The sequence below is a fragment of the Paraburkholderia sp. 22099 genome (assembly GCF_052045835.1).
GTDB lineage: Bacteria > Pseudomonadota > Gammaproteobacteria > Burkholderiales > Burkholderiaceae > Paraburkholderia > Paraburkholderia terricola.
This window is the reverse complement of record NZ_JBQEPU010000014.1, coordinates 86,967-113,595: the sequence shown is the minus strand read 5'-3', so window position 1 is coordinate 113,595 and position 26,629 is coordinate 86,967. Positions and strand designations below refer to the sequence as shown.

23 protein-coding genes are annotated in these 26,629 nt (G+C 64.0%); 9 read left to right on the top strand and 14 right to left on the bottom strand.

Features of this window, described 5'->3' with window-relative positions:
• The first annotated feature begins 26 nt into the window (after positions 1-26).
• The 3 genes from ACTJLC_RS15505 (at position 27) to ACTJLC_RS15495 (ending at position 2,336) form a co-directional block, all read left to right on the top strand.
• Positions 27-821, top strand: a complete 795-nt coding sequence (locus ACTJLC_RS15505; RefSeq protein WP_073428700.1) for an ABC transporter ATP-binding protein — start codon at positions 27-29, stop codon at positions 819-821.
• A gap of 40 nt (positions 822-861) precedes the next feature.
• A complete protein-coding gene (locus tag ACTJLC_RS15500; protein ID WP_073428701.1) occupies positions 862-1,704 on the top strand; it encodes an ABC transporter permease in 843 nt (280 codons plus the stop codon).
• A gap of 314 nt (positions 1,705-2,018) precedes the next feature.
• Positions 2,019-2,336 carry a DUF4148 domain-containing protein gene (locus ACTJLC_RS15495; protein WP_073428702.1) on the top strand — a complete coding sequence of 106 codons (318 nt, stop codon included), beginning with the start codon at positions 2,019-2,021 and terminating at the stop codon, positions 2,334-2,336.
• Between the two features lie 226 nt (positions 2,337-2,562).
• Here ACTJLC_RS15495 and ACTJLC_RS15490 read toward each other — a convergent pair whose 3' ends face one another.
• The 5 genes from ACTJLC_RS15490 to ACTJLC_RS15470 all read right to left on the bottom strand — a co-directional run bounded on the left by ACTJLC_RS15490 (position 2,563) and on the right by ACTJLC_RS15470 (position 8,679).
• Positions 2,563-2,811: a hypothetical protein gene (locus ACTJLC_RS15490; RefSeq protein ID WP_440844487.1), complete on the bottom strand. Its 249-nt coding sequence runs from the start codon at positions 2,809-2,811 to the stop codon at positions 2,563-2,565.
• Positions 2,812-3,049: 238 nt separating this feature from the next.
• Positions 3,050-4,096, bottom strand: coding sequence for a phytoene/squalene synthase family protein (locus tag ACTJLC_RS15485; protein WP_436263893.1), 1,047 nt, complete (start codon positions 4,094-4,096; stop codon positions 3,050-3,052).
• Between the two features lie 229 nt (positions 4,097-4,325).
• Entirely contained in the window at positions 4,326-6,227 is a 1,902-nt protein-coding gene (locus ACTJLC_RS15480) for a feruloyl-CoA synthase (protein ID WP_436263892.1), read from the bottom strand.
• Between the two features lie 121 nt (positions 6,228-6,348).
• A complete protein-coding gene (locus ACTJLC_RS15475) occupies positions 6,349-7,800 on the bottom strand; it encodes an aldehyde dehydrogenase (protein WP_440844485.1) in 1,452 nt (483 codons plus the stop codon).
• A 51-nt stretch (positions 7,801-7,851) separates the two neighbouring features.
• Complete coding sequence (locus ACTJLC_RS15470) at positions 7,852-8,679, bottom strand: p-hydroxycinnamoyl CoA hydratase/lyase (RefSeq protein ID WP_073428706.1); 828 nt, start codon at positions 8,677-8,679, stop codon at positions 7,852-7,854.
• Positions 8,680-8,837: 158 nt separating this feature from the next.
• On the opposite strand from ACTJLC_RS15470, the gene ACTJLC_RS15465 reads away from it, so the two are divergent.
• The 6 genes from ACTJLC_RS15465 to ACTJLC_RS15440 all read left to right on the top strand — a co-directional run bounded on the left by ACTJLC_RS15465 (position 8,838) and on the right by ACTJLC_RS15440 (position 16,143).
• Positions 8,838-9,317 (top strand): MarR family winged helix-turn-helix transcriptional regulator, encoded by a 480-nt coding sequence (locus ACTJLC_RS15465; RefSeq protein WP_374709801.1) that lies wholly within the window; start codon positions 8,838-8,840, stop codon positions 9,315-9,317.
• Positions 9,318-9,791: 474 nt separating this feature from the next.
• A complete protein-coding gene (mhpT, locus tag ACTJLC_RS15460; protein WP_244220122.1) occupies positions 9,792-10,964 on the top strand; it encodes a 3-(3-hydroxy-phenyl)propionate transporter MhpT in 1,173 nt (390 codons plus the stop codon).
• Positions 10,965-11,036: 72 nt separating this feature from the next.
• On the top strand, positions 11,037-12,176 hold the full coding sequence (locus tag ACTJLC_RS15455) for a porin (RefSeq protein ID WP_073428709.1): 1,140 nt from the start codon (positions 11,037-11,039) through the stop codon (positions 12,174-12,176).
• Between the two features lie 10 nt (positions 12,177-12,186).
• Positions 12,187-13,920 carry a tannase/feruloyl esterase family alpha/beta hydrolase gene (locus ACTJLC_RS15450; protein ID WP_073428710.1) on the top strand — a complete coding sequence of 578 codons (1,734 nt, stop codon included), beginning with the start codon at positions 12,187-12,189 and terminating at the stop codon, positions 13,918-13,920.
• A gap of 390 nt (positions 13,921-14,310) precedes the next feature.
• On the top strand, positions 14,311-15,786 hold the full coding sequence (locus ACTJLC_RS15445; protein WP_154872313.1) for an ATPase domain-containing protein: 1,476 nt from the start codon (positions 14,311-14,313) through the stop codon (positions 15,784-15,786).
• 6 nt (positions 15,787-15,792) lie between these two features.
• The gene (locus ACTJLC_RS15440; RefSeq protein WP_073428712.1) at positions 15,793-16,143 is read left to right on the top strand and encodes a response regulator; all 351 of its coding nucleotides are present in this window, start codon (positions 15,793-15,795) and stop codon (positions 16,141-16,143) included.
• 41 nt (positions 16,144-16,184) lie between these two features.
• Here ACTJLC_RS15440 and ACTJLC_RS15435 read toward each other — a convergent pair whose 3' ends face one another.
• From ACTJLC_RS15435 to oxc, 9 genes are all read right to left on the bottom strand, one after another.
• Positions 16,185-17,177: an HPP family protein gene (locus tag ACTJLC_RS15435; RefSeq protein ID WP_440844481.1), complete on the bottom strand. Its 993-nt coding sequence runs from the start codon at positions 17,175-17,177 to the stop codon at positions 16,185-16,187.
• 84 nt (positions 17,178-17,261) lie between these two features.
• Positions 17,262-18,656 (bottom strand): Re/Si-specific NAD(P)(+) transhydrogenase subunit beta, encoded by a 1,395-nt coding sequence (gene pntB, locus ACTJLC_RS15430; protein WP_436263890.1) that lies wholly within the window; start codon positions 18,654-18,656, stop codon positions 17,262-17,264.
• Positions 18,657-18,665: 9 nt separating this feature from the next.
• A complete protein-coding gene (locus ACTJLC_RS15425) occupies positions 18,666-20,240 on the bottom strand; it encodes a Re/Si-specific NAD(P)(+) transhydrogenase subunit alpha (RefSeq protein WP_436263889.1) in 1,575 nt (524 codons plus the stop codon).
• A gap of 1 nt (position 20,241) precedes the next feature.
• Positions 20,242-21,021: a fumarylacetoacetate hydrolase family protein gene (locus tag ACTJLC_RS15420; RefSeq protein WP_436263888.1), complete on the bottom strand. Its 780-nt coding sequence runs from the start codon at positions 21,019-21,021 to the stop codon at positions 20,242-20,244.
• A 110-nt stretch (positions 21,022-21,131) separates the two neighbouring features.
• On the bottom strand, positions 21,132-22,379 hold the full coding sequence (gene frc / locus ACTJLC_RS15415; protein ID WP_154872316.1) for a formyl-CoA transferase: 1,248 nt from the start codon (positions 22,377-22,379) through the stop codon (positions 21,132-21,134).
• Positions 22,380-22,459: 80 nt separating this feature from the next.
• Positions 22,460-22,702, bottom strand: a complete 243-nt coding sequence (locus ACTJLC_RS15410; protein ID WP_073428718.1) for a hypothetical protein — start codon at positions 22,700-22,702, stop codon at positions 22,460-22,462.
• A 22-nt stretch (positions 22,703-22,724) separates the two neighbouring features.
• Positions 22,725-23,159: a PAS domain-containing protein gene (locus tag ACTJLC_RS15405; RefSeq protein ID WP_073428719.1), complete on the bottom strand. Its 435-nt coding sequence runs from the start codon at positions 23,157-23,159 to the stop codon at positions 22,725-22,727.
• Positions 23,160-23,271: 112 nt separating this feature from the next.
• Positions 23,272-24,522, bottom strand: coding sequence for a formyl-CoA transferase (gene frc / locus ACTJLC_RS15400; protein WP_073428720.1), 1,251 nt, complete (start codon positions 24,520-24,522; stop codon positions 23,272-23,274).
• 25 nt (positions 24,523-24,547) lie between these two features.
• Complete coding sequence (oxc, locus tag ACTJLC_RS15395) at positions 24,548-26,290, bottom strand: oxalyl-CoA decarboxylase (protein ID WP_347142868.1); 1,743 nt, start codon at positions 26,288-26,290, stop codon at positions 24,548-24,550.
• Positions 26,291-26,629 lie beyond the last annotated feature (339 nt).

Below are 26,629 nucleotides of genomic sequence, written 5' to 3'. Positions count from 1 at the left end.
TCACGAGAACAGCGAGGCCCCAGCCGATGAATCCATCCATGTCACGCGATACGCCAGCTATCGAGATGCGCAACGTATCGTGCCGTTTCATTTCTCCCGACGGCAAGGCGACGATCGCGTTGCGCGACTTCAGCATGTCGGTGGCGCGCGGCGAATTCGTCGCGATTGTCGGCCCGACGGGTTGCGGCAAGTCGACCACGCTCAGCATGATCACCGGCTTGCTGAAGCCCACCACCGGCGAAGTGCGCGTGATGGGCGCGCCGGTCGACGGCATCGATCCGCGCATCGGCTTCGTGTTTCAGGCGGACGCCGTGTTCCCGTGGCGCTCGGTGCTCGACAACGTGGCGGCCGGTCCGCTGTATCGCGGTCGCTCGAAATCCGCCGCGTACGACGAAGCCAATGAATGGCTGCGCCGCGTGGGCCTCGACAAGTTCGGCAAGCACTACCCGCATCAACTCTCCGGCGGCATGAGAAAGCGCGTGGCGCTCGCGCAAACCTTCATCAACAGGCCGGAAATCCTGCTGATGGACGAGCCCTTCTCGGCGCTCGACATGCAAACGCGCACGTTGATGCAGGACGAGTTGCTGCAACTGTGGGCGGGCGCCGGCTCGGTGGTGTTCGTCACGCACGATCTGGAAGAAGCGATTGCGCTTGCCGACCGCGTGTTCGTGCTGACCGCGCGCCCCGCCACGCTGAAGAAAGTGTACGAAATCGATCTGCCGCGTCCGCGCGTCACGTCGGAGGTCCGCTACGACCCACGCTTTATCGAAATCTCGCGCGACATCTGGCATGACCTGCGCGAAGAAGTGCAGATCGGTTAATCAAGGAACGGCAAACATGTCTACGACTACCTCTGAACAGATGATGCCTTCGGGCATCGACGCCGCGTCGCTCGCTCATGTCGAACGCGTCGCGCAAAAACGCATCCGGCAGCGCCATGCGCTGGTGATTTCGCTGCGCATCGTCGTGCTGGTGGTGGTGCTCGGCGGCTGGGAGTTGTCCGCGCGCCTGAAGTGGATCGACCCGTTCTTCTTCTCGATGCCGAGCGCGATCTTCGATCAGATCGTCGACTGGTTCGTGAACGGCACCTCGCAAGGGCCGCTGCTGACGCAGGTATGGGTGACGCTCGAGGAAACCGCGCTCGGTTTCCTTATCGGCTCGGTGGCGGGCGTGTTCTGCGGCATCGTGCTTGGCCGCAACAAGCTGCTCTCCGACGTGTTCAGCCTCTACATCAAGATCGCCAACTCGATTCCGCGCGTGGTGCTCGGCTCGGTGTTCGTGATCGCGCTGGGTCTCGGGATGGCTTCGAAAGTGGCGCTTGCCGTGGTGATGGTGTTCTTCGTCGTGTTCGCCAACGCGTTCCAGGGCGTGCGTGAAGCGGACCGGTTCATGATCGCCAATGCGCAGATTCTCGGTGCGTCGCGCCGCCAGGTGACGACGTCGGTGGTGATTCCGTCGGCACTGAGCTGGATTCTTGCGAGCTTGCATGTGAGCTTCGGCTTCGCTCTCGTCGGCGCGGTGGTGGGCGAATTTCTCGGCTCCAAGCAGGGCATCGGCCTGTTGATCTCCACCGCGCAAGGCGCGTTCAACGCAAGCGGCGTGTTCGCGGCGATGATCGTGCTGGCGGTGGTCGCACTCGCCGCGGATTATCTGTTGACCGCCGTCGAACATCGCTTGTTGAAGTGGCGGCCGGCCGCGGTTTGAGCGATCGGTTTCAGGTTTGAGCCCGCGTGGTACGCGGGTGTCGTGAACGAATGCCGTTCGGTCTTTGACTGAACGGCATTTTTGTTTTTGCAGCGTGGAAGGCGGCGATTGAAAACAGCACGCGAGGACGCAGCAGCTTGTCGCGTGCCTCTGCCCTGCCATCACAAGATGCCGCTCGTTTGTCTCAAATCCAGCAACAAAGATTACCTAAGTCGGTGGTTACTCCGTCGAAGTCGCAAACCTACAATGCACTCACTGGTTACGAACAACACCGTTCGTAATGCGACAAAGACCCGAACTGGAGGTAGTTCATCATGAAATCGCTCATTCAAGCTGTTGTTATCGCCGCTGCACTGGCCGCTCCTGTTGCCTCGTTTGCACAGTCCAACCAGCCCGTGACCCGCGCGCAAGTGCGCGCCGAACTGATTCAACTCGAAAAGGCCGGTTATCAACCGGGCCGCGACGACCCGCACTACCCGGCTGACATTCAGGCCGCGCAAGCTCGCGTCGATGCGCAAAACGGCACCGCACAGCCGGCGCAAAGCGGTTACGGTGGTGTGGCAGGCGGCTCGTCGCAAGTGGGCCGCGCGGCTGCCGCCAACGGACAGAAGTCGATTTACTTCGGGCAATAAGCGCTAGCTTTCGCGCCAGGCGAGCGCTAATGAAACGCGCGCTTTGACTCAAACGAACTGGCCCGCGACCGAGCATGGCGATCGCGGGCCGGCGGTTTATTCGATACCTCCGTCATCGGGCTCCCGGTGACTTCGCCTGGATCTCCACGGTCCAGGCGCTTTTTCGCGGCGCATCTTTGGCGATGCCCGCCTGCGTGTCTCCGTGATGCACTGTGTAATGAACCGCTCAGTCGCGTGCGACCAGACCGCCCACTTCGCCACGGCCGGTGACAAGACAGCTCGACAGGAAATTGTCCCCCTGACTGCTGGCGCCGACGTCACCGAAGCCTTTTTTCAACGCGTTAGCCTTGACCATCTCCGCGCCCTGGTGACAGGTTATCGTTCCCGTCTCGCCCGCTTGCGCGCGCATCAATGCCCTATCCGCTAGCAGATAGCCCAGCAGCAATACCACGGCAATATTGAAAGCCTGTCTCATGTCCGCCTCCTCTGTCGAAGAGACTAACGCGAACCACCGATGCACGGTGTTAGGGGTTTCCCGATCGATCGCCTTTCAATGATGCAGATTAAATCAAGTGATATTGCGGCGCGATTGGCTTGGTGTTGTCGGCGGCTTAGGCGACCATCCAGCCAAGATTCATTTTTCAACGAGTAGCCGGGCGCACATCTTATCGGTGCTTCCGCACCGGGCTAGCTACATCTTCATATCGCCACGTTCAGAGCCGCGCTTCGATCCGCCTGATGCGCTGCTCGATCGAGTTCCGCACCAGCGCGTTCGAAGGCACCATGAACAGCGACGACGCGATGATCTGATACACCTGATTGCGTCGCACTTTCGAGACCTTCTGAGGATCGAGCCAGGCGTCGTTATCCACCAGCAACAGCAGCGTCTCCAGACCGATCAGAATCGGCCACAAGCAGGCGAGCCGCAAACGCACGGAGAACGCGGGAATCGCCAGCGTGTAGTCCAGCGCGTCACGAAAATGATCGAGCGTCTTGCGCAGCAGCTCGACCAACAGCGGACGCGCGCGCATGGAGTTGCCCGGCAGCAGCAGATCTTGCGCGCTCAGCCCGTGGCGAACCAGCAGCGTCCCGGGAAGATAACAGCGGCCGATCCGCAAATCCTTCCCGCAATCGCGCAGCACGTTGGTCATCTGCAACGCCTTGCCGAAACGCACGCCGCGGCGCGCCATCGTCTCGGGGCGTTCCTTCAGCGTACCGGGCATATGCGCATAAGTCATCGTGGTCCAGAATTCGCCGACGCAACCCGCCACCAGATACGTATAGCGATCCAGTTCGTCGTATTCGCGCAGCGCGGCGATCCGGCCGGAACGTTCGTCGGGGAAGGTGCGAAGATCGAATTCCATGCCTTCGGTCAGCGTCGATACGATCTCGCGCACCGCCTTGCGATCGGGCTCGCTGAGTTGCGACAAGACTTCGAGCGCGGGTCCGAGCGATTCGAGCAGCACCTTTTCATCCGACTGCGCCTGCTGGCCCGCCACTTCCGCGGCCATGCGCCGGATCAGCGCGCCGTCGTCGGCTGCGCCGTTCACCTGGTCGCGCAACGACAGCAGCAGCGCAAGGCGCTGTTCCGGCGAAATGAGCGACGTGTCGGCGATCGTATCGGCCGCGCGCGCCAACAGATACGCGAGGCCGATGGGGTCGCGCATGCCGGCGGGCAGCACGCGCAGCGTAAGGTAGAAGGAGCGTGAAACGCCTTTCAGGAGCGGACCGAGAAGGAAGGCCCGGGTCGGATTCGGCATGAGTGGGATCAGGTCAGTAGGGGCAAAAATCAGGCGCTGCCGAATTGTATACGGCGAAGCGCTTTCGCCGCGCGGCAGTGGATTGGCGCTGACCCGCGCCAACTTTGTTGCGAGCCCTTCTGCTTAAGTGCCTTTTTTTACCCCAGTAGACCATTCTCTTTCAGAACCAGCGGCTGCCACTTCGTGTTCCTGAAACGCAAGCCGATCACCGATCACGCCGGCGCATGCATTACGCCGCGCCACCCGCGACCGCGTAAATCACCGCGGAATCGCGCCGCGCCGCGTCATACATCGCCTCGACGAGCGCGGCCCGATGCGTCAACACCGCGCGCTGATTGATCGAGCCTTTGTCGGTGATCTCGCCGAGATCGAGCGACGGCGCGACGTCCATGAGCCGCAGGCGCGCGATCGTAGTCGCGCCGCCGGTCGCGCCGCGATTGAGCGTCGCCAGTAAAGCCGCGAAATGCGCCCGCACCGCCGGCGCTTGCACCACTTCGCGCGCGCTCGCCGATTCAGGCAGTCCCGCGAGCCGCCGGCAATCGGCGAGCCGCGGAAACACCAGCAAGCCCACGTCGTCGCGATTCATGCCGGCGACCACCACGTCTTGCACATAGGGCGCGCCCTCGGAAATCACACGCGCCCGCATGGGACCGACGCTCACGAACGTGCCCGAGCTCAGCTTGAAATCCTCGGCAATGCGTCCGTCGAACAGCAAGCCGAGTTCCGGCCGCTCGACATCGACAAAGCGCAACGCGTCGCCGCTGCAAAAGTAGCCTTCCTCGTCGAATGCGTTGTCCGACTCGCCGGCGTTCGCGTGCCAGTAACCGGCCATCACGTGCGGGCCGCGATAGCGCGCTTCGAGTTTGTCGCCGACCGGCGCAAGCTTGACCTCGCAGCCAGGCGCGGGCAAGCCGACATAGCCGGCGCGCATGATCGGCCCGGTGGTGAACAGGCATGACGGCGACGTTTCGGTCATGCCGAGTCCCGCCATGATGCGAATGCGCTCGCCGCAGTATTTTTCCGTGACCCGCTCCAGCCGGTCCCACGCGGCTTGCGAGAGGCCGGCACCCGCAAAGAAATACACCTTCACGCGTGAGAAAAACGTCTCACGCAATTGCGCGTCGTGCTCCAGCGCGATCGACAGTTCTTCCCAACCCTTCGGCACATTGAAGTAGATGGTCGGTGCGATTTCGCGCAGATTGCGCAACGTTTCCTCGAACTTGCCGTTGACGGGTTTGCCGTCGTCGATATAGATCGTGCCGCCGTTGTAGAGCGCGATGCCGGCGTTATGGCTGCCGCCGAAGGTGTGGTTCCAGGGCAGCCAGTCGACCAGAACCGGCGCTTCCCGCGCGAACTCGGGAAAGGTTTCGAGCAGCATCTGCTGGTTGCTGCACAGCATGCGGTGCGTGGTCGGCACGGCCTTGGGCAGTTTGGTCGAGCCCGACGTGAAGAGAAATTTGGCGATGGTGTCGGGGCTCACCGTTGCGTGAACCGAGTCGACGGTGGTGGGCGTCGTGTTCAGCAGGTCATCGAACGACGTCACGCTATGCGCCGCACGCACCTCGCGTGGTCCGTTGACCGATACGACTTCGACGTCCGCAGGCACCACCGCTGCGATGGCCCTGGCGAACACATCGTAGTCGCTGACGAGAACGAGTCCCGGCGTGAGCAGATCGATCGTATGACGCAGTTTGCCGAAGTCGCCCGAAGCCAGCGCATAGGCCGGCGAAATCGCCGCATACGGAATGCCGGCCCACATTGCGCCCAGCGCCAGTTGCAGATGCTCGAGATCGTTGCCGGAGAGAATCGCGACCGGCCGCTCGACGGAAAGATTGCGGGCCAGCAGAGCCTGCCCGATAGCGCGAGCGCTTTGCAACGCCTTCGCGTAGCTCACGCCGATCCATTCGCCGTCGATACCGCGGCGTGCCGCCAGCCAGCGCTCGGGATGCGCTTGCGCACCGCTCGCGAGCCGGTCGGTCATGCGCCGCGGATGTTCGCCGAGCGGCTCGGCCGCGCGCAGATACCACGTGTCGCCGCGCCGTTGCGCATGCACCGACGAAGTACCGATCGCCGTGGCGCGATAGCGCGTCGGCGTGCCGGGGGCATTCGATTGTTTCGGCTCGGAATGCAAAGCCTGTCTCCTGTTACGCGCCGCCTATGACGGCATCGGGGGGCGCTCCGCTTCATGCGGCGCAGCCACCTTCTCCATGCGTTGATACGGCTCTGATTGCAGCGTACCAGCCGCACGCGAATCAGATCGGATAGTGCCGCGGTCCGGTTTGAATCGTGATCCAGCGCAGGTCCGTGAATTCGGCAATCGACGCCTTGCTGCCGAAGCGCCCATAGCCGCTCTTCTTCACGCCGCCGAACGGCATCTGCGCTTCGTCGTGCACGGTCGGTCCGTTGATGTGGCAAATGCCCGATTCGATGCGCTTGGCCACGCTCAACGCGCGCGACACATCGCGGCTGAATACCGCTGCCGACAAACCGTATTCGCTGTCGTTGGCGACGCGAATCGCTTCATCGTCGCCGTCGACACGCTGCACCGTGACCACGGGGCCGAAGGATTCCTCGGCGTAGAGCTTCATCGCGGGCGTTATACCGTCGACTATCGCAGGCTGCATCACCGCGCCCTCCACATGACAACCGACCGGCAGCCTTGCGCCCTTCTCATGCGCGTCCTTGACCAGCGCCTCGATGCGCCGCGCCGCGGCCGCGCTTTCGAGCACGCCAAGCACGGAATCCGCCGCAGCGGGATCGCCCGCTCTCAAAGTGCGCGCCTTGGCCGCGAGCTTTTCCACTAACGCATCGGCGATCTTCCGGTCGACAATCACGCGCTCAGTGGACATGCAGATTTGCCCCTGGTTGAAGAACGCGCCGAACGCAATGCCGGCGACGGCCGCATCCAGATCCGCATCGTCGAGCACGACAACCGGCGCCTTGCCGCCGAGTTCGAGCAAAGCCGGCTTCAAATGCTGCGCGGCATGTTGCGCGACGATGCGCCCCACCCGCGTCGAGCCGGTGAAGTTGACGCGCCGTACCGCCGGATGCGCAATCAGCCGCTCGACGATCGCGAGTGCGTCTTCGGCGGAATGCGTGATGACGTTCACCACGCCCTCGCCCAGGCCCGCTTCCTGCAACACGCCGCCAATCAGCCGATGCACGCCCGGACAGCCTTCCGACGCCTTCAGCACGACCGTATTGCCGCACGCGAGCGGCATGGCGATCGCGCGCGTGCCGAGAATCACCGGCGCATTCCACGGCGCCATGCCGAGCACCACGCCGCACGGCTGACGCACCGCCATCGCGAGACTGCCGGGCACGTCCGAGGGAATCACGTCGCCGTCGATCTGCGTGGTCATGGCGGCGGCTTCGCGCAGCATGTTGGCGGCCAGCATCACATTGAAGCCGTACCAGTTCGGCATCGCGCCGGTTTCGGCGACGCCGGTTTCGATGAATTGCGCGGTGCGCGCATCCATCAGATCGGCGGCGGCCAATAGACGCTTGCGGCGCTCCGTCGGCGCGAGCGCCGACCATGCCGGGAACGCCCGCGCGGCTGCGGCGACTGCCGCGTCGGCATCGGCGAGCGTTGCCGCGGCCGCGCGCGAGGCAGGCTTGCCGCTCGCGGGATTGATGCGCTCGAACGTCTTGCCGTCCGACGCGCCGCGGCTCTCGCCGCCGATCAATAACGTCACTTCATGCATGTTGCTCGTCTCCTCGCTTGTCTTTTCTCGCGCGCATCCGCGCGCGCTCGATCAGCGCTTGTAGGTTTGCAAACCCGGCTTGATCGCCTTGTCGTCGAGAAACTGCTTCAGGCCCTGCTCGCGGCCGCCTTCAGGATCGCGATGCTGCGCCTGATCGAGCTTGGCGTACAGGTAGTCTTCGTTCTGATCCCACGTGAGTTCGCGGCAACGCTTGAAGCCGTTCTTGGCCGCGCGCAGCACCACCGGATTCTTTTCGAGCAGCTTGCCGGCGAGAACGCGCGTGGCTTCGCGCAGTTCGGCACGCGGCACGCTCTTGTTGACGAGGCCCATCTGCGCCGCTTCCTGGCCCGTGAATGTTTCACCCGTCATGATGTAGTACAACGCCTGACGATGCCCGACGGTGTCGGCCATCGCCTTGCTCACCAGATTGCCCGGCGGAATGCCCCAGTTGATTTCGGAGAGGCCGAACACGGCTTCGTCGGCGGCAATCGCGAGATCGCATGCCACCAGCGGCGAGAAGCCGCCGCCGAAACACCAGCCGTTGACCATCGCGATGGTCGGCTTCGCGTACATGCGCAGCAACTGCCATTGCCAGCGGCATGCATCGCGGCGAATCTTTTCCTGCAGGATTTCCGGGCCGGCGTCCACTTCGCGGAAATACTCCTTCAGGTCCATGCCGGCGGTCCACGCGTCGCCCTCGCCTGTCAGCACCAGAACTTGCGCTTCCGCGTCGAGTTCGACCGCTTCCAGAACCTCGATCATTTCCTTGTTCAGCGTCGGGCTCATCGCGTTGCGTTTCTCGGGACGATTGAGCGACACCCACGCGATTCCCTCAGCGACATCGACCTTGACGGTTTTCCAGCGACCTTCGTAACCCATCTGTTTTCTCCATGAACGTTGACCGCCGCAGCAGCCCGATGAGCTTATTTAATATCAGGCTGCCTGATATGTAAAGCGGAAAATCGGCGGCTCGGTGCAAACCCCTAGCGGCGGAATCGGCGGCGAGGCGCGCTAAGATGCGGCATAGACCGAATCTCCTGACGACAATGAGCAAAAAACAGAATTCGCCCGCGGAGCCCGCTGTCACCCGCACTCGCCGACCCAGCCTGCGACTCGCCTATGTGATCGGCAGTCTCGACCGCATCCTGCGGCGGCGCATGACCGAAGCGCTCGCGCCGCTCGGTCTGACGCTCGCGCAGTTCACCGCGCTGTCCGTGCTCGAAGCAAAGGGCCAGGCGTCCAATGCGCAAGTGGCCGAACGCTCGTTCATCACGCCGCAATCCGCCAATGAAGTCATGAACGCGATGGCGAGCCGCAACTGGGTGAGCCGCGAGCCGGACCCGACCCACGGCCGCATCGTGCTGCTGCGATTGACGGACGAAGGACGCGCCGTGCTGCGCGAATGCGAGCAGGCCGTCAAGACAATCGAGAAGCAGATGATGGCGGGCATCGAACTCGAAGCGGCCGGCGCCTTGCAAACCCACCTCGAAACTTTCGTTCGTAATCTACGCGGTTAAATTAACCGCGCCGCCAGATCGCTAGGTGTTTTCACCGAACGATTTGCGCTTGTGTTATCAGCCTACCTGATATTAAATCCACTCCACGATGCAGCGTTTGGAGACGCGCCGCATCGCCTCGAAACAATCGGACAGCCACGCGGGCATCGACTCGATGCGTTGCGCGCTGCGGTGTTCGCTGCGCGGCGTATCGGTGTGCACAACGGGTATGCCGACGCGCACGCCATCGCGAGTTCGACAGTGAACTGAATCCCGCTTCGCCGAAGCCGCCTGAGATCCAGGCGAACTTCGACGCGGGCAAACGCACCGCTCATGCCTCTATCGGGCAAGCAAGACGGCGCTCAAGTGCAGCCGTCCTTCAATGAACCCGGAAAACCACGCATCTTGATAAGGATCGCTAACGTGAAAAGAGCCGGAACACTACCTTCGACCAACGGCGCCGCCGCCCCCGCCGCATCCAGCCGGACGAGCGCCCTGGTCACGCTCGGATTGTGCTTTGCCGTCGCGCTGCTTGAAGGGCTCGACCTGCAATCGGTCGGCGTCGCGGCGCCGCGCATGGCGCGCGAGTTCGGTCTGTCGGTCGGACAGATGGGGCTTGCGTTCAGCGCCGGCACTTTCGGTTTGCTGCCCGGCGCGATGTTCGGCGGACGGCTCGCGGATCGCATCGGCCGCAAACGCGTGCTGGTGATTTCCGCGTGCCTGTTCGGCCTGCTCTCGATCATGACCGCGCTGGTGAGCGACTTCCACATGCTGGTGATCGTGCGCGTGTTGACGGGCATCGGCCTCGGCGGTGCGTTGCCGAACCTGATCGCGTTGTCGTCGGAAGCGGTCGAGCCGCGCTCGCGCAGCACCGCGGTCAGCGTGATGTATTGCGGCATTCCGTTCGGCGGCGTGATCGCCTCGGTGATCGGCCTGATGAGCGCGGGCGATGCCGAGTGGCGTCACATCTTCTATGTCGGCGGTGCGGGCCCGCTGTTGCTGGTGCCGTTGCTGCTAGTGTTTCTCGCGGATTCCAAGGCGTTCACGATGGCCTCGCACGACGGACACGCGAAGCCCGCGCCGGTCGGCGAAGTTCTGTTCGGCGGCACGCGTGGTTTGTCCACCGTGCAGATCTGGATCAGCTACTTCTGCACGCTGATCGTCCTTTACTTCCTCCTCAACTGGCTGCCCTCGCTGATGGCGGCGAGCGGTTTGACGCGCGCACAGGTCGGCTACGTGCAGATCTTCTTCAACGTCGGCGGCGGGATCGGCGCGTTGTGCATCGGCATGTTGATGGATCGCATGCGCTCGGGCGCCGTGGTGGCGGGCATGTATGTCGGCATCATCGCGTCGCTCACCGCGCTCTCGATGGCGCCCGGCTTCGGCGCGCTCGCGGCCTCCGCCTTCTTCGCCGGCATGTTCGTGATCGGCGGGCAATCGGTGCTGTACGCGCTGTCCGCGGCGTTCTATCCGACGGCGATGCGCGGCACCGGCGTCGGCGCGGCGGTCGCGGTGGGCCGCATCGGCTCGGTGGTCGGCCCGCTCGCCGCGGGTCAATTACTGGCGATGGGCCGCAGTTCGTCGACGGTGATCGGCGCGAGCATTCCCGTCACGCTGATCGCGGCGGCGGCCGCGCTGCTGTTGCTGCGCCGCCCGCGCGCCGACTGAGCGGCCGCGCAAGCCGGCGCAACGATCAACGACAACAACACAAATTCAATCAACGGTTTGGAGACACCCCTCATGCAAGCATCCGCACGTCTTCTTCTTTGCGGCGCGTTGTGCGCCGTCAGCGGCGCCGCAACGGCCCAATCGAGCGTGACGCTCTACGGCATCATCGACACGGGCATCGAATACGTCTCGCACGCGAATGCCGCGGGCAAGAGCGTTTTCCGCATGCCCGGCATCACCGGCGAATTCCCGTCGCGCTGGGGACTGCGCGGCAACGAAGATCTGGGCGGCGGCTACAGCGCGGTATTCACGCTGGAAAGCGGCTTCAACGTGCGCGGCGGCGATCTCGGCCAGGGCGGCAGACTGTTCGGCCGCCAGGCGTTCGTCGGCATCAAGAGTCCGTATGGCACGCTTTCGTTCGGCCGCCAATACACGATGACGTACCTCGCCTTGATGGGCGCGGACCTGATCGGCCCCGACATCTACGGCCTCGGCTCGCTCGACGCCTACGTGCCGAACGCCCGCGCCGACAACTCGGTGGTCTACATGGGCAACTATGCGGGCGTGACGTTCGGCGCGAACTATTCGTTCGGCCGCGACTCGGCGGGCACCGGCAATTCGCCGGGACAAGGCACCTGCACCGGTTCTGTCGCGGGTCATGCAACCGAATGCCGCGAATGGTCCGTGATGCTGAAGTACGACGCGCCGCTGTTCGGCGTCGCGGCCTCGTATGAAGAGCAGCGCGGCGGCAGCACCGCGGCGGCGAATTTCTTCGACGGCGTGACGCCGGCCCGCATCGTCAACGCGGCCGACAAGGACATCCGCACCCACGTCAGCGCCTACGCGAACATCGGCAAAGCGAAGCTCGGCGCCGGCTGGCTCAATCGACGCGTGGAGCCGTCGGCGGGCACGGTCGCGAGCGTGCGCTCGAATCTGTTTTTCGTCGGCGCGTCGTACTTCGTGACGCCGGCTTTCATCGTCGACGGCGAGGTCTATCGCATCGTCAACACCCAGCACGACACGCGCGCCACGATGGGCACCTTGCGCACCACCTATCTGCTCTCGAAGCGCACCGCCGTCTACGCGCAAGCCTCGTATCTCGCCAACAGCGCGAAGGCGCGCTACTCCGTCAGCTCGGGCGGCGGCGGCACGACGCCCACCGCGGGCACCGGCCAGACCGGCGCGATGATCGGCGTCCGGCACTCGTTCTAGGAGACATCGCATGAAGCACACAGCCATTGCGCTCGCCGCAGCCGCGGCACTCACGCTCGCCGCGTGCGGCGGCAACGATACCGGCGGCGCCGGCAATTCCAGCACCAACGCCAACGCGCTGCCGCAACTGAGCGCGGCCACGCCGGGCACCTTGGCGGGCAATTGCACGACGCTCGGCGCGAAGCTCGCGTTCACCAACACGGTCTTTACGTCCGTAACGGACGTGGCGGCGGGCACGCTCAGCGTGGCCGGCAAACCGATCGCCGAACACTGCCTGATTCAAGGCAACATGAACCAGCGCGTGAGCAGCGTGGACGGCAAGACCTATGCGATCGGCTTCGAGATGCGCCTGCCGCTTGCATGGAACGGGCGCTTCTTCTACCAGGCCAATGGCGGGCTGGACGGCAACATCGTCACCGCCAAGGGAGAGATCGGCGGCGGCGGTCCGACCAACGACGCGCTCAACATGGGCTTCGCGGTGATCAGTTCGGACGCCGGGCACAGCGCGTCGCAGAATCCGCTGTTCGGCCTCGATCCGCAAGCGCGTCTCGACTATGGTTACAACGCGGTCGCCACGCTCACGCCGATGGCCAAGCAGGTGATCCGGCTGGCCTATGGCAAGGCGCCCGATCGCAGTTACTTCGACGGTTGCTCGAACGGCGGCCGTCATGCCCTGGTCGCGGCGGCGCGTTCGTCGGCGGAATACGACGGGATCATTGCCGGCGACCCAGGTTTCCATTTGCCGAAAGCGGCCATCGGCGAAATGTGGGGCGCGCAGCAACTGGCGAAAGTGGCGACCGCGACGACGGCAAGCGGCTTACCCGACATCACGACAGGCTTTACCGCCACGGAACGCCAGATGGTCGCGTCGAAGATACTGGCGAAATGCGACGCGCTGGATGGCGCGAGCGACGGCCTCATCCAGGACATCAAGGCATGCCAGGCCAATTTCAGCCTCGCCAATGACGTCCCGACCTGCGCAAGCAACGCACGCGACGGAACCTGTCTGACGAGCGCGCAGAAAGACGCGATCGGCAACGTGTTCTCGGGCGCGCGCAACAGCGCGGGCACCGCTTTGTACGCGAGCTTTCCGTACGATGCGGGTCTCGGTCAGGGCTGGTCGGCGTGGAAGCAGTCGAACTCCATCACGCTCGATCCGGCCGCGGCGGCCTTCACGTTCACCACGCCGCCGCAGAGTGTCTCGGTGTTGAGCCAACTGTCCGCCTACGCGCTCAACTTCAGCATGGACACCGACGCGCCGAAGATCTTCGCCACCAGCGGCGTCTACGGCGAATCGTCGTGGTCGTTCATGACGCCGCCCGACGAGACCAACCTCGGCGCACTGAAGCAACGCGGCGCGAAGCTGATGGTCTATCACGGCACGAGCGACCCGGTGTTTTCATCGAACGACACCACCGACTGGTATCAGCGGCTCATGACGGCCAACGGCGGCGACGCGTCGAACTTCGCGCGCCTTTACACGATCGCCGGCATGAACCATTGCAGCGGCGGCCCGAGCGCCGATCAGTTCGACATGCTCACGCCGATGATCTCGTGGGTCGAGCAGGGCAAGGCGCCGGACAGCGTGATCGCCACGGCGCGCGACGCGAGCAATGTGACGCCGAACACGGACGTCCCCGCGGATTGGGGCGCGGGACGCACGCGGCCGCTGTGTCCGTATCCGAAGGTGGCCCGCTATCGCGGCGGCGACATCAACGCCGCGAGCAGTTTCGCCTGTAGTTGAGATGAGGTGTCCGCGAGCGCGGATGAACACGCAAAAACACATCGCTCGCGCATGATTTGTAGTTTTGCCTGCGCGGGGAGACTTTCTTTCCCGCGCACTTCCTCAACGCCTTCGCAGCGTCGGGTTTGAAAGCCCGCATTCCTTCGCTATACAGCGCGCCCGCTGCGAATCGTTTGCACCGCGCGCCACGCCCATTGCCCACTCACAGCCAGCTCACAGCCCGTTCACGGCGAAGCCCGCAGCCGGTCGAACCATTCCCACGCCAGCCCGCTCCGGTCACGCGCGATCTCCGACAAGGCGGGAACAGCGATTGCTGACTCGTGTTCATTTGAGCGATCGACGGCTCCCCCCCGAGCCGCAGCCTCGCCGCCCTTTGAACGACACCGCGCCATGACCATTCACGAATCGCAGACATCTTCCCGCTCCAACGTGGAAACGGGCGTGCCCGGTTTCGACGAGATCCTTGGCGGCGGTCTGGTGAGCGGCGGCGTGTATCTGCTGGAAGGCATGGCCGGCGCGGGCAAGACGATTCTGTCGAGCCAGATCGGTTTTCATCGTGTGAGCCGGGGCGAGAAGGTGCTGTACATGACCTTGATCGCGGAGTCGCATGACAAGCTGCTTGCGCACCTCAAGGGCCTCGCCTTCTTCGACGAGAAAGCGGTCGCGCAGCAAATGCTGTTCATCTCCGGCTATCACGAGTTGATGCAGGACGGTCTCGACGGTTTTCTCAGGCTGATCGCCTCCAGCATCTACGACTATCGCCCGAGCCTCATGATCATCGACGGCTTTCGCAGCGCGCGTGAATTCAGCGAAACCGAACTGGCGCTGTCGAAGTTCATTCACGAGTTGAACGCGCTGGTCGCGGCCATGAATTGCACGACCTTGCTGCTCGCCCCGCTTTCCGGCAACGAGCCGCATCCCGAACACACGCTCGTCGACGGCCTGATCGAACTGAACCGCCATGGCGACGGCATGCGCCGCGCCCGCGAAATCGAAGTGCACAAGATGCGCGCCCGCAATCACCTGATGGGCAGGCACTTCTTTCGCATCGCCGAAAGCGGGCTGCTGATGTTCCCGCGCCTCGAAGCGCAGTGCGCCGCGCAGCCGGGTCCGGTCGATCTGAAAGCGCGCCTGGGTTTCGGCTTGCCGCATCTGGACAGCCTGCTCGGCGGCGGCTTCGCGCAAGGTTCGACCACCACGCTGATGGGACCGTCGGGCGCGGGCAAGACCCTGCTCGGTCTGCAGTTTCTGGCCGCCGGCGTGGCGCGCGACGAACGCTGCGTCTATCTCGGCTTTTACGAAGGACCGCAGCGGCTCATCGGCAAAGCCGAGGCGGTGTCGATCGCGTTGACCGACGCGTACGACGACGGCCGTCTCGTCATTCAATGGCAACCCGCGATCGAGCTTGCGGTCGATGAACTCGCGGCGACCGCGCTCGCCACGGTCAGGAAGATCGGCGCGTCGCGCATCGTGATCGACGGCATGGAAGGTTTCCGCGATTCGGCGTTGCGCACCGAACGCTTCGGGCTGTTTCTCAACGCCCTGCTGCACCAGCTTCGCGAAGCCGCCGTCACCACGCTGGTGACAGAAGAGCTGCCGCTTTACGCCGACCCCGGCCATGCGAGAGGCGTGCGGGTTTCGGCGTTGACCGAAAACCTGGTGCTGTTGCGTTACGCCGAAACCGAGTCGGGGTTGCGGCGCATGATCTCGGTGGTCAAGCAGCGCGAAAGCGCGCACGAGACGTCCCTGCGCGAACTCGTGATTTCGTCGCAGGGCCTCGATGTAGCGGAGTGCGCGCTCAGTCCCGCGAGCGTGTATTCGAGTCCCGGCCTGTCCGCCACGCTACAGCCGCGACGCATGACGTAGCCGCTCATGAAAACCATCCTGGTCGTGGACGACGAGTTCGACATTCTCACGGTCTGGCGACTGCTGCTGGAGCGGCACGGCTACACGGTGCTGACGGCGTCGAATGGCGCCGCCGCGCTCGAACAGATACGCAAGACTCGCCCCGACGTCGTCGTGTCGGACTGCATGATGCCGGTCATGTCAGGGCTGCAACTGTGCGCGGCGCTGTACGAGGACCCGGAACTGCGCGCGATACCGATCATTCTGTGCAGCGCGGCGGCGGACATTCCCGTGCAGCCGAATCCCGTGATCGAATACGCGCGCAAGCCGCTTTCATTCGACACGCTGCTGAACATGCTTCGGCGCATGGCGGTCTGATCCGATCCGTTGCGCTGTCCGCGCGGGGTTCGCATTCGAGCCTACGCGGCGCGTCGCGGCGAGCGTTGCGCGTGACGATGCAAGCCGGCGATCACATCGCTCGGCGTCACCATCCCGACGAGTCGCCGCTCGGCGTCCAGCACCGGAATGTGATGATGGCCGTGAGTCGCGAACAGCGGCACGAGTTCGGCGATCGGCGTGTTCACGCTGGCCGCGCGCGGCTCGGCGTGCGCGGTTACCGCGCTTGCCGCGCTTGCCGCGCTTGCCGCGCTTGCCGCGCTTGCCGCTGTCGGCCGCGACATGATGGTGGCGCACGTCAACTGGTTCAGCGCGCGGGTGTAGCCCTGCAATTGCGTTTCGTGCAGCAGCGCTTCGAGATCGTCCGCGTCGATGTCGAGCCATTCGCTGCGTTTGGCGAGCACCGCATCCAGATCGGCCCGTGTGAAACCCGGCGTCGGGGCCGCGCCGGGCTGCGGATTCTGCGCGGGAACGTGCGGATACCGATGCCCCGTCAGCGCATGAAACACGAGCGCCGCGCAGAGCAGCGCGATCGACTGAATCGCAATCGGCTCGAGTACGAAGCGGTAGCCCATTGCATGAATCGCGGGACCGCCCAACACCGCCGTCAACGCAACCGCCCCTGACGGCGGATGCACACAGCGCAGCGCAAACATTGCGCAGATCGCGAGCGACACCGCGAGCGTCGCGGCCGCAACCGGGTTGGCGATCCAGCTCGCACAGGCAACGCCGACCACGGCCGATACCAGATTGCCGCCGATGATCGACCACGGCTGCGCCAGCGGGCTCGCCGGCACGCCGAACAGCAGCACGGCCGATGCGCCCATCGGCGCGACCAGCAGCGGCATCGCCGCGTCCGCGCCGACCAGAAAATACATCGACCCGCCAGTGAACGCGATGCCGAAGAGCGCGCCGACACACGATCGGAAACGCTCCGGCCATTTCGCCGTCACCGGATGCGGCGCGAAGCTCAGCAGCCAGCGCACCGCGGCAGAGGCCAAGTTCTTTTTAGGCACGTTTTTTGTCTCCGTCGTTGGCGGCGGTGGGGCTTCTCGGGCCGCTTTCCGTGTTGTTTTTCGCTGCGTTCCTCGATGCGTTCTTCAGGCGGCCTCTAATTGCCGGAGCAACGCGTCGACGCTGCCCTTCGCATCGCCGAACAGCATCCGCGTGTTGTCCTTGTAAAAGAGCGGATTGTCGACACCCGCGTAACCGGTCGCCATGCTGCGCTTCGACACGACCACCGTGCGCGCCTTCCACACTTCGAGCACCGGCATCCCCGCGATCGGGCTGCCCGGATCTTCGAGCGCGCCGGGGTTGACGATGTCGTTCGCGCCGATCACGAGCACGACGTCCGTGTTGGTGAAGTCCTCGTTGATCTCATCCATTTCGAGCACGATGTCGTACGGCACTTTCGCTTCCGCGAGCAGCACGTTCATGTGGCCCGGCAAGCGCCCCGCCACCGGATGGATGCCGAAGCGCACGCGCACGCCGAGCCCTTCGAGCTTGCGCGTGATGTCGCTGATCGTCGTTTGCGCCTGCGCGACCGCCATGCCGTAGCCCGGCACGATGATCACCTCGGACGCGTCGCGCAGAATCGCGCAGACTTCATCGACGGTGGTCGGCACGACTTCGCCCGCGATATCCGCCGAACTGGTGCCGCTTGCCGCGCCGAAGCCGCCGAGAATCACCGAGATGAAACTGCGGTTCATCGCGCGGCACATGATGTAGCTGAGAATCGCGCCGCTAGAGCCGACCAGCGCGCCGGTCGTGATCAGCAGATCGTTGCTCAGCATGAAGCCGGTGGCGGCCGCCGCCCAGCCGGAATAGCTGTTCAGCATCGAGACGACGACCGGCATATCCGCGCCGCCGATCGCCATCACCAGATGCACGCCGAGCGCGCCGGCCAGCACGATCATTGCGAGCAACGCAACGACGCCGTCGGCACCCGCCGGCACCGCAAGAAAGCGATAGCCGATCGCGATGCACAGCACGAGCACCGCGAGATTCAGCAGATGCCGGCCCGGAATGACGAGCGGCTTGCCGCTCACCGTGCCTTGCAGCTTGAGGAACGCGACGATCGAGCCGGTGAACGTGACCGTGCCGATAAACACGCCGAGGTAGATCTCGATCAGATGGATCGCGCGTTCGGCTCCGCCGAGTTCGCCAGCGGGCATCAGATAATTGGTGACGCCGATCAGCACCGCGGCAAGTCCGACGAAGCTGTGCAGGACCGCGACCAGTTGCGGCATTTGCGTCATCTCGACACGGCGCGCGAGCAATGCGCCGATTGCCGCGCCGATCACGGCTGCGGCCAGCACGACCTCGATGCCCGCGCCTCGCGCGATCAGAAGCGTCGCGACGACCGCGATCAGCATGCCGGCGACGCCGTACAGATTGCCGCGCCGCGCGCTGCTCGGATGACTCAGGCCACGCAGGCTGAGAATGAACAGCGTGCTTGCGCCGAGATACGCGATGTTGCCGATTCCGTTCAGCATGACTTCTCCTTAGTTGCGCTGAAACATCTTCAGCATCCGCTGGGTCACGAGGAACCCGCCGGCGATGTTGATCGTGGCGACCAGCAATGCGATGCCGCCGAGCACCGTGACCAGCGCGTTCGGCGTGCCGAGTTGCAGCAGCGCGCCGATCACGATGATTCCGCTGATCGCGTTGGTCACGCTCATGAGCGGCGTGTGCAACGCGGGCGTCACATTCCAGACCACCTGGTACCCGACGAAGACCGCGAGCACGAACACGGTCAGGTGCGCGACGAAGGCGGGCGGCGCGACCGCGCCCAACGCGAGCAGCCCCAAGGCGGCGGCCGCGAGCAGAATCAGCGACGTAGAGCGCGAGCCGCGAGCCGGTTCCTTCGCATCGGCGGCATTGGCGGCGGCCTTAGCGGGCGCTGGCTTGTGCACCGCGATCGCCGCCTGTTTCGGCGGAGGGGGCGGCCAACTGATTTGCCCTTCGTACACCACGGTCGCGCCGCGCATCACGTCGTCGTTCATGTCGATACGCGCGATGCCGTCTTTTTGCGGCGTCAGATCGGTGAGCAGATGCCGGATGTTGGTGCCGTAAAGCTGGCTCGATTGCGTCGCCATCCGGCTCGGCAAGTCGGTGTAGCCGATGATCGTCACGCCGTTGACGGCGGCCACGACGCCCGGCTGCGTCAGTTCGCAATTGCCGCCCTGCTCCGCCGCCATATCGACGATCACGCTGCCCGGCCGCATGCCCGCGACCATGGCCGCGGTGATCAGCTTCGGCGCCGGCTTGCCGGGAATCAGCGCCGTGGTGATGATGATGTCGACCTCTTTCGCCTGCGCGGCGAACAACGCCATTTCCGCCTCGATGAACTTCGCGCTCATCTGCTTCGCGTAGCCGCCCGCGCCGCTGCCTTCTTCCTCGACGTCAAGCTTGAGGAATTCGGCGCCCATGCTTTCGACCTGCTGCTCGACTTCCGGGCGCGTATCGAACGCCCGCACGATCGCGCCGAGGCCGCGCGCGGCGCCGATCGCCGCCAGCCCCGCGACGCCCGCGCCGATCACCATCACCTTCGCCGGCGGCATCTTGCCCGCCGCGGTGATCTGCCCGGTGAAGACGCGGCCGAAGTGCTGCGCCGCCTCGATCACCGCGCGATAGCCCGCCATGTTCGCCATCGAACTGAGTGCGTCGAGCTTCTGCGCGCGTGAAATGCGCGGCACGCTGTCCGTCGCCATCGCGTTCACGCCGCGCTCGGCGAGTTGTTCGAGCAGCGCCGCGTTCTGCGCGGGCCAGATGAAACTGATCAGCGTGGCGCCCGCTTTGAGCAGCGAGGTTTCGCTGACGCCGAGCGCGGGGTGATGTTCCGGTGCGCGCACCTTGATCACGATATCGGCGTCGGCCCACAACGCGCGGGGGTCGCTCACGATCTGCGCGCCCGCCGCGCGGTACGCATCGTCATCGAACGACGCGCGCACGCCGGCTTCGGTTTCCACATTCACCGCGAAGCCGAGCTTCAGCAACTGCCCGACCGTTTCGGGCGTCGCGGCCACCCGCCTTTCGCCGTCGCGGATTTCGCGCGGCACGGCAATCGTCATCGGCATGTCAACTCTCCAGCGCGAGCGTGTTCGAGAGGACGCCGATGCCGTCGATCGCTACGTCGACCGTCGCGCCGTCCTTGATCGAGCCCACGCCGATCGACGTGCCGCACGCGATCACGTCGCCCGGCTCCAGCGTCATGTCCTGCGAAATCAGGCTCACCTGTTCGGCGGGCGAAAAGATCATGTCCGCGAGCGGATAGTTCTGCCGCTCGACGCCGTCGAGCGTCGTCACCACGCGCGCCGCGCGCCAGTCGAACTCGCGCTGGATCACGGGGCCGATGCAGCTAAACGTGTCGAAGCCCTTCGAGCGGCACCACTGCGCGAAATTGACGTCTTCGTTCAGCAGTTCGGCGGCGGTGACATCGTTGATGCAGGTGTAGCCGAAGATGTGGTCGCTCGCCGCTTCGACCGATACGTTGCTGCAACGCTTGCCGATCACGATGGCGAGCTCGCCTTCGTAGGCGATCTTGCCGCCGTATGCAGGCGGCCGCCGGATCGGTTCGCGTTGACCGATCACCGAGGTCGGCGGCTTGATCAGAAAGAGCGGATGCGCGGGCGGCGCCTTGCCGAGTTTCTCCGAGAGCGCATAGAAGTTATTCCACAACGCGACGACCTTGGTCGGCACGCACGGGCTCAGCAGCGTCAGTTCATCGACGCCATGCGCGTGGCCGGTCGATATGGCATCGCCGAACATGTCGCCGGCGTATTCAGTGACGCTTTCCGCATCGAGTATTCCGAAGCGCGTATGGCCATCGGCAAGACGAAAACGTATCCACGCTGTCATCGGATTGTCTCCTGCAATATTGGTGTTGCGATGACGCGACCGGAAAGGTCGCGCCGCAAGGTCTTGTTATGCGTGCGTCGGAACGCCGTGGGCGGTCGCCGCCGACGCGCTCAAATCGCGCCGACGGTGCGCAAATGAGCGATCTGGTCGGCGGTGTAGCCGAGTTCGGCCATCACCTCGTCGGTGTGTTCGCCGAGGAGCGGCGAGCGCGTGACTTCAGTGGGACTGTCCGACAGCTTGATCGGATTGCCGACCGTCAGATACTTGCCGCGCACCGGATGATCGACTTCGACGATCGTGCCGGTCTTGCGCAGCGACGGCTCTTCCGCGATCTCTTTCATGGAGAGAATCGGGCCGCACGGAATGTCGTATTTGTTGAGGATGGCCATCGCCTCGAACTTCGTCTTGGTCATGGTCCAGCGCTCGACCTCGGCGAAAATGTCTTTCAGATGCGGCAGGCGCGCGGCGGGCGTCGCGTAGTTCGGGTCCGTGGTCCATTCTTCACGGCCGATCACGTTGCAGATTTTGGCCCATACAGGGGCCTGCGCGATGAAGTAGATATACGCGTTCGGGTCGGTTTCCCAGCCCTTGCATTTGAGAATCCAGCCAGGCTGACCGCCGCCGGATGCGTTGCCCGCGCGCGGCACCGCTTCGCCGAATGTGCCGTTCGGATGTTGCGGGTACTCTTTCATCACGCCGGTGCGTTCTAGCCGCTGCTGGTCGCGCAACTTCACGCGGCACAGATTGAGCACGCCGTCCTGCATCGCGGCCAGCACATGTTGGCCGCGTCCCGTCGATTTGCGTTGATAGAGCGCCGTGACGATGCCGAGCGCGAGATGCAGGCCCGTGCCGCTGTCGCCGATCTGCGCGCCGGTCACCACGGGCGGGCCATCGTCGAAACCGGTTGTCGAGGCCGCGCCGCCGACGCACTGCGCCACGTTCTCGTACACCTTGCAATCTTCATAGGGGCCGGGGCCGAAGCCCTTCACCGAGGCGACGATCATGCGCGGATTGAGTTCCTGGATGCGCTCCCAGGTGAAGCCCATCCGGTCGAGCGCGCCGGGTGCGAAATTCTCCACCAGCACGTCGCACGACTGGATCAGTTCCTCGAGAACCAGCTTGCCTTCGGGATGCTTCGTGTCGATCGTGATCGAGCGCTTGTTGTGGTTGAGCATCGTGAAGTAGAGGCTGTCCGCTTCGGGGATGTCACGCAATTGCTCGCGCGTGATGTCGCCCGCTCCGGCCCGCTCGACCTTGATGACGTCGGCGCCGAACCATGCCAGCAACTGCGTGCAGGTCGGGCCCGACTGCACATGCGTGAAGTCGAGGATTCTCACATCCTCCAATGCTTTGCCCATGTCGGGTCTCCCTGAATTAATCGTGGTTGTTCTGGACGAGCCGGCCGGGCGCGTGCGGCGACGTCGTATGCAATGCGGGCTTAGCGTTTTCGGGCGGCGGGCGTGAGCAACGCCATCGCGACACGGCGCGCCCCGGCAATCGCCGCCGCCTCGCTTTCAAAAATCGCTTCGTCGACCACCTGCTGATACGGCAGCAGATCGGGCTGCGCCGAATGATTTTCCTCGACCGTGCGAATCGCGACGTAGGCGGCCCAACCGCCGTTGTGAATCCATTGCATCGCGGACAACTCGAGCCGGTACTTGCCCAATACTTCTACGTGCATCGGAATTCTCCTGTGCGGCCACTCAAGCGCCTGCCGACGCTTCCAGTTCCGCGAGGCGCTTGCGCAGCGCGCGATCTTCCTGGAAGCGGCTGGTTTCGTCGCGAATCACGGCGACGATGCCGGTCAATTCGTTTTGCGGCGAATGCAGCAACGCAACCGTGAAGGCGATCGACAGCGAGCGGCCGTCCTTATGCGCGGCGGGAACGCGTAGCACGTCGTTGCCATAACGGGTTTCGCCCGTTGTCATGGTCTTGTGATAGCCGTCCCAGTGACGGCCGCGCAAGCGCTCGGGGATGATCAGATCCAGCGACTTTCCCAACGCCTCGGCTTGCGTGAAGCCGAACATGCGCTCGGCCGCGGGGTTCCATAACGTGATGCTGCCGGTGGCGTCGGAGATGATGATCGCGTCGCCGATTGCGTTGACGAGCTGCTCGAAGTCGATGGTTGTTGTTTGCATGGTTGGCGCTCCCCTCACAAGTTATGACGCTGATCGTTGAGCCGGATACGGCGTCCGCGACAGACGCCGTATCCGCCAGGCGCCGGCATGAAGCCGGTCCTGCGTGACACCGTTAAACCGCTTTCACTTCGCGCAGATTGAAGATTTCCTGCTGACTGTAGCCAAGGCTCGCCAGCACTTCGTCGGTGTGTTCGCCGAGCAGCGGCGACGCGGTGACTTCCGGCTTCAGGTCCGAGAACTTGATCGGGCTGCCGACCGTCAGATACGTGCCGCGTTTCTTGTGCGGCACCTCGACGATCGTGCCGCTCGCGCGCAGCGACGGATCGTTCGCCAGTTCCTTCATCGTCAGCACCGGCGCGCAGGGAATGTCGAACTTGCGCAGGATGTCGACCGCTTCGAACTTGGTCTTGTCGGCGAGCCAGGTTTCGATGGTGCCGAAGATATCGAAGATATGCGGTTGACGCGCTTCAGCGGTCTTGTAGGCCGGATCGTCGATCCACTCGGGTTTGCCGATTGCCCTGCAGATCGGCTCCCATGCATGGCCCTGGATCGTGAAGTAGATGTACGCGTTCGGATCGGTTTCCCAGCCCTTGCACTTGAGCACCCAGCCCGGCTGGCCGCCGCCGCCCGCATTGCCGCCGCGCGGCACCACGTCGCTGAATTCGCCGTGCGGATATTGCGGATATTCCTCGAGATAGCCCACGCGTTCGAGACGCTGCTGGTCGCGCAATTTCACGCGGCACAGGTTCAGCACGCTGTCCTGCATCGACACCGCGACCTTCTGGCCCTTGCCGGTTTTGTCGCGGCCGATCAGCGCGGTCAGGATGCCGATTGCCAGATGCATGCCGGTGTTGCTGTCGCCCAGCGCCGCGGCGCTGATGGTCGGCGGACCGTCCCAGAAGCCGGTGGTCGACGCCGCGCCGCCCGCGCATTGCGCGACGTTTTCGTAGACCTTCAGGTCGTCGTAATGATGGCCGTCGCTGAAGCCCTTCACCGAAGCCACGATCATCTTCGGATTGAGTTCGTTCAGGCGTTCCCACGAGAAGCCCATGCGGTCCAATGCGCCGGGGCCGAAGTTTTCGACCAGCACGTCCGATTCGCGGACGAGCTTTTCGAGGATCTCCTTGCCCTCGGGTTTTTTCGTGTCCAGCGTCAACGACTTCTTGTTGCTGTTGAGCATCGTGAAGTACAACGCGTCGGCGTCGGGAATGTCGCGCAACTGGTTGCGCGTCACGTCGCCGGAACCCGGCCTTTCAACCTTGATCACGTCGGCTCCGAACCAAGCAAGCAACTGCGTGCACGCGGGACCGGCCTGAACGTGGGTGAAGTCGATGATCTTGATGCCTTCGAGAGGTTTGGTCACTTTGTATCTCCGTGGTTGCTCTGGGTTACTTTTTCATCGCCGCGCTTTGCGGATTCAGATTCGTCAGGCGGCCGCTTTCGGTGCCCGCCGCTTCATCGATGACGGCATTGATCAAGGTCGGCTTGCCCGATGCGATCGCCTCGAGCAGCGCCTTCGTCAGTTCTTCCGGCGTGGTGGCGTTGTGGCCGATACCGCCGAATGCCTCGATCATCTTGTCGTAGCGCGCGCCCTTCACGAACACGGTCGGCGCGACGTCCTTGCCCCCGGTGGGGTTCACGTCGGTGCCGCGGTACACGCCGTTGTTGTTGAACACGATCGTGCAAACCGGCAAGTCGTAACGGCAGATGGTTTCGAGTTCCATGCCGCTGAAGCCGAACGCGCTGTCGCCTTCGATCGCGACAACCTGCTTGCCGCTCGTCACCGCCGCGCCGATCGCGAAGCCCATGCCGATGCCCATGATTCCCCACGTGCCCGAATCGAAGCGCTTGCGCGGCTCGTACATGTCGATGATGCTGCGCGCGTAGTCGAGCGTATTCGCGCCTTCGTTGACGACGTTGATGTCGGGGCGCGTCTTCAGCACATCGCGGATCGCCCGCAACGCGCTGTGGAAATTCATCGGCGACGGATTCTTGTCGAGCGTCGCGGCCATCTTCGCGAGATTCTTGTTCTTGCGTTCGGCGATCGCGCCCGTCCATTCCGTGCCCGGCTTCCTGAAGCCCGCATTGAGCCCGGCGCGCAGCGCCGCCACGCAGGAGCCGATATCGCCGATCACCGGCGCGGCAATCGCGACGTTGCTGTCGATTTCGGTCGGCGAAATATCCACCTGCACGAACTTCTTCGGCTCCGCGCCCCACGTCTTGCCCTTGCCATGCGAGAGCAGCCAGTTCAAGCGCGCGCCGATCAGCACGACCACGTCCGCTTCCTGCAATACGAACGAGCGCGCCGCCGACGCCGATTGCTCGTGCGTATCCGGCAACAGGCCCTTGGCCATCGACATCGGCAGATACGGAATGCCGCTTTGCTCGACGAACGCGCGAATCTCCGCGTCGGCCTGCGCGTAGGCCGCGCCCTTGCCGAGCAAGATCAGCGGACGCTTCGCGCTCTTCAACACATCGATCGCGCGCTTGACCGAGTCAGGCGCCGGCAATTGGCGCGGCGCGGCGTCGACTACTTTGATCAGCGACTGCTGGGCCTTCACCGCATCGAGCGTTTGCGCGAGCAGCTTGGCCGGCAGGTCGAGATACACGCCGCCGGGACGCCCGGACACCGCGGCGCGAATCGCGCGCGCCACGCCGACGCCGATGTCTTCCGCGTGCAGCACGCGATAGGCGGCCTTCGCGTAGGGCTTGGCCGCGTTCAACTGGTCCATTTCCTCGTAATCGCCTTGCTGCAGATCGACGATTTCACGCTCGCTCGAACCGCTGATGAGGATCATCGGGAAGCAGTTGGTCGTCGCGTTGGCAAGCGCCGTGAGGCCGTTCAGAAAGCCCGGCGCCGACACCGTCAGACAGATGCCCGGCTTCTGCGTCATGAAGCCGGCGATCGCCGCCGCGTTGCCCGCGTGCTGTTCATGACGAAAGCCGATGAAGCGCATGCCTTCCGCTTGCGCGAGCCGTGCGAGATCGGTGATGGGGATACCGACCAGCCCAAAGATGGTGTCGATGTCGTTCAGTTTCAGCGCGTCGATGACGAGATGGAATCCGTCGGTCGTCTCGGTCGCCTGTTGTTTCAATGTCTCTTCTACTGTCGTGCTGTCGGCTTCTGCCATGACGTCTCTCCTCCGTGACGGGGCGTTGTGTGGTTCGTGATATACAATATTCCACACACAGTATTAGTTCAAGCCTATTTTGCGGAAGAGATGGGATTGCTGCATTGCAGCTTGTACGCGAGGTCTGGATTTAAGGCGTATTCGGGGTAGAAGGTTTGCATTGCACAAACCACAAAGACGGCGTTTTTCTCTGTAGCGCCGGCGGGCGAGCGCCGGATGAAAGGAATTTGCAGGCTGCGTTGGTCGCGGGGTACGCCATGCCCGTGGACGCAAAAAAGCACCGCAACGCTCGACGCGTGACGGTGCTTTTAGGGATTCTTATAGGTACGTGCCGACCGC

Coding starts and splice junctions, on each gene's coding strand:
- ACTJLC_RS15505 (WP_073428700.1), top strand. CDS start 27: ATGAATCCATCCATGTCACGCGATACGCCAGCTATCGAGATGCGCAAC.
- ACTJLC_RS15500 (WP_073428701.1), top strand. CDS start 862: ATGATGCCTTCGGGCATCGACGCCGCGTCGCTCGCTCATGTCGAACGC.
- ACTJLC_RS15495 (WP_073428702.1), top strand. CDS start 2,019: ATGAAATCGCTCATTCAAGCTGTTGTTATCGCCGCTGCACTGGCCGCT.
- ACTJLC_RS15490 (WP_440844487.1), bottom strand. CDS start 2,811: ATGAGACAGGCTTTCAATATTGCCGTGGTATTGCTGCTGGGCTATCTG.
- ACTJLC_RS15485 (WP_436263893.1), bottom strand. CDS start 4,096: ATGCCGAATCCGACCCGGGCCTTCCTTCTCGGTCCGCTCCTGAAAGGC.
- ACTJLC_RS15475 (WP_440844485.1), bottom strand. CDS start 7,800: ATGCATGAAGTGACGTTATTGATCGGCGGCGAGAGCCGCGGCGCGTCG.
- ACTJLC_RS15470 (WP_073428706.1), bottom strand. CDS start 8,679: ATGGGTTACGAAGGTCGCTGGAAAACCGTCAAGGTCGATGTCGCTGAG.
- ACTJLC_RS15455 (WP_073428709.1), top strand. CDS start 11,037: ATGCAAGCATCCGCACGTCTTCTTCTTTGCGGCGCGTTGTGCGCCGTC.
- ACTJLC_RS15450 (WP_073428710.1), top strand. CDS start 12,187: ATGAAGCACACAGCCATTGCGCTCGCCGCAGCCGCGGCACTCACGCTC.
- ACTJLC_RS15445 (WP_154872313.1), top strand. CDS start 14,311: ATGACCATTCACGAATCGCAGACATCTTCCCGCTCCAACGTGGAAACG.
- ACTJLC_RS15440 (WP_073428712.1), top strand. CDS start 15,793: ATGAAAACCATCCTGGTCGTGGACGACGAGTTCGACATTCTCACGGTC.
- pntB (WP_436263890.1), bottom strand. CDS start 18,656: ATGCTGAACGGAATCGGCAACATCGCGTATCTCGGCGCAAGCACGCTG.
- ACTJLC_RS15425 (WP_436263889.1), bottom strand. CDS start 20,240: ATGCCGATGACGATTGCCGTGCCGCGCGAAATCCGCGACGGCGAAAGG.
- ACTJLC_RS15420 (WP_436263888.1), bottom strand. CDS start 21,021: ATGACAGCGTGGATACGTTTTCGTCTTGCCGATGGCCATACGCGCTTC.
- frc (WP_154872316.1), bottom strand. CDS start 22,379: ATGGGCAAAGCATTGGAGGATGTGAGAATCCTCGACTTCACGCATGTG.
- ACTJLC_RS15410 (WP_073428718.1), bottom strand. CDS start 22,702: ATGCACGTAGAAGTATTGGGCAAGTACCGGCTCGAGTTGTCCGCGATG.
- ACTJLC_RS15405 (WP_073428719.1), bottom strand. CDS start 23,159: ATGCAAACAACAACCATCGACTTCGAGCAGCTCGTCAACGCAATCGGC.
- oxc (WP_347142868.1), bottom strand. CDS start 26,290: ATGGCAGAAGCCGACAGCACGACAGTAGAAGAGACATTGAAACAACAG.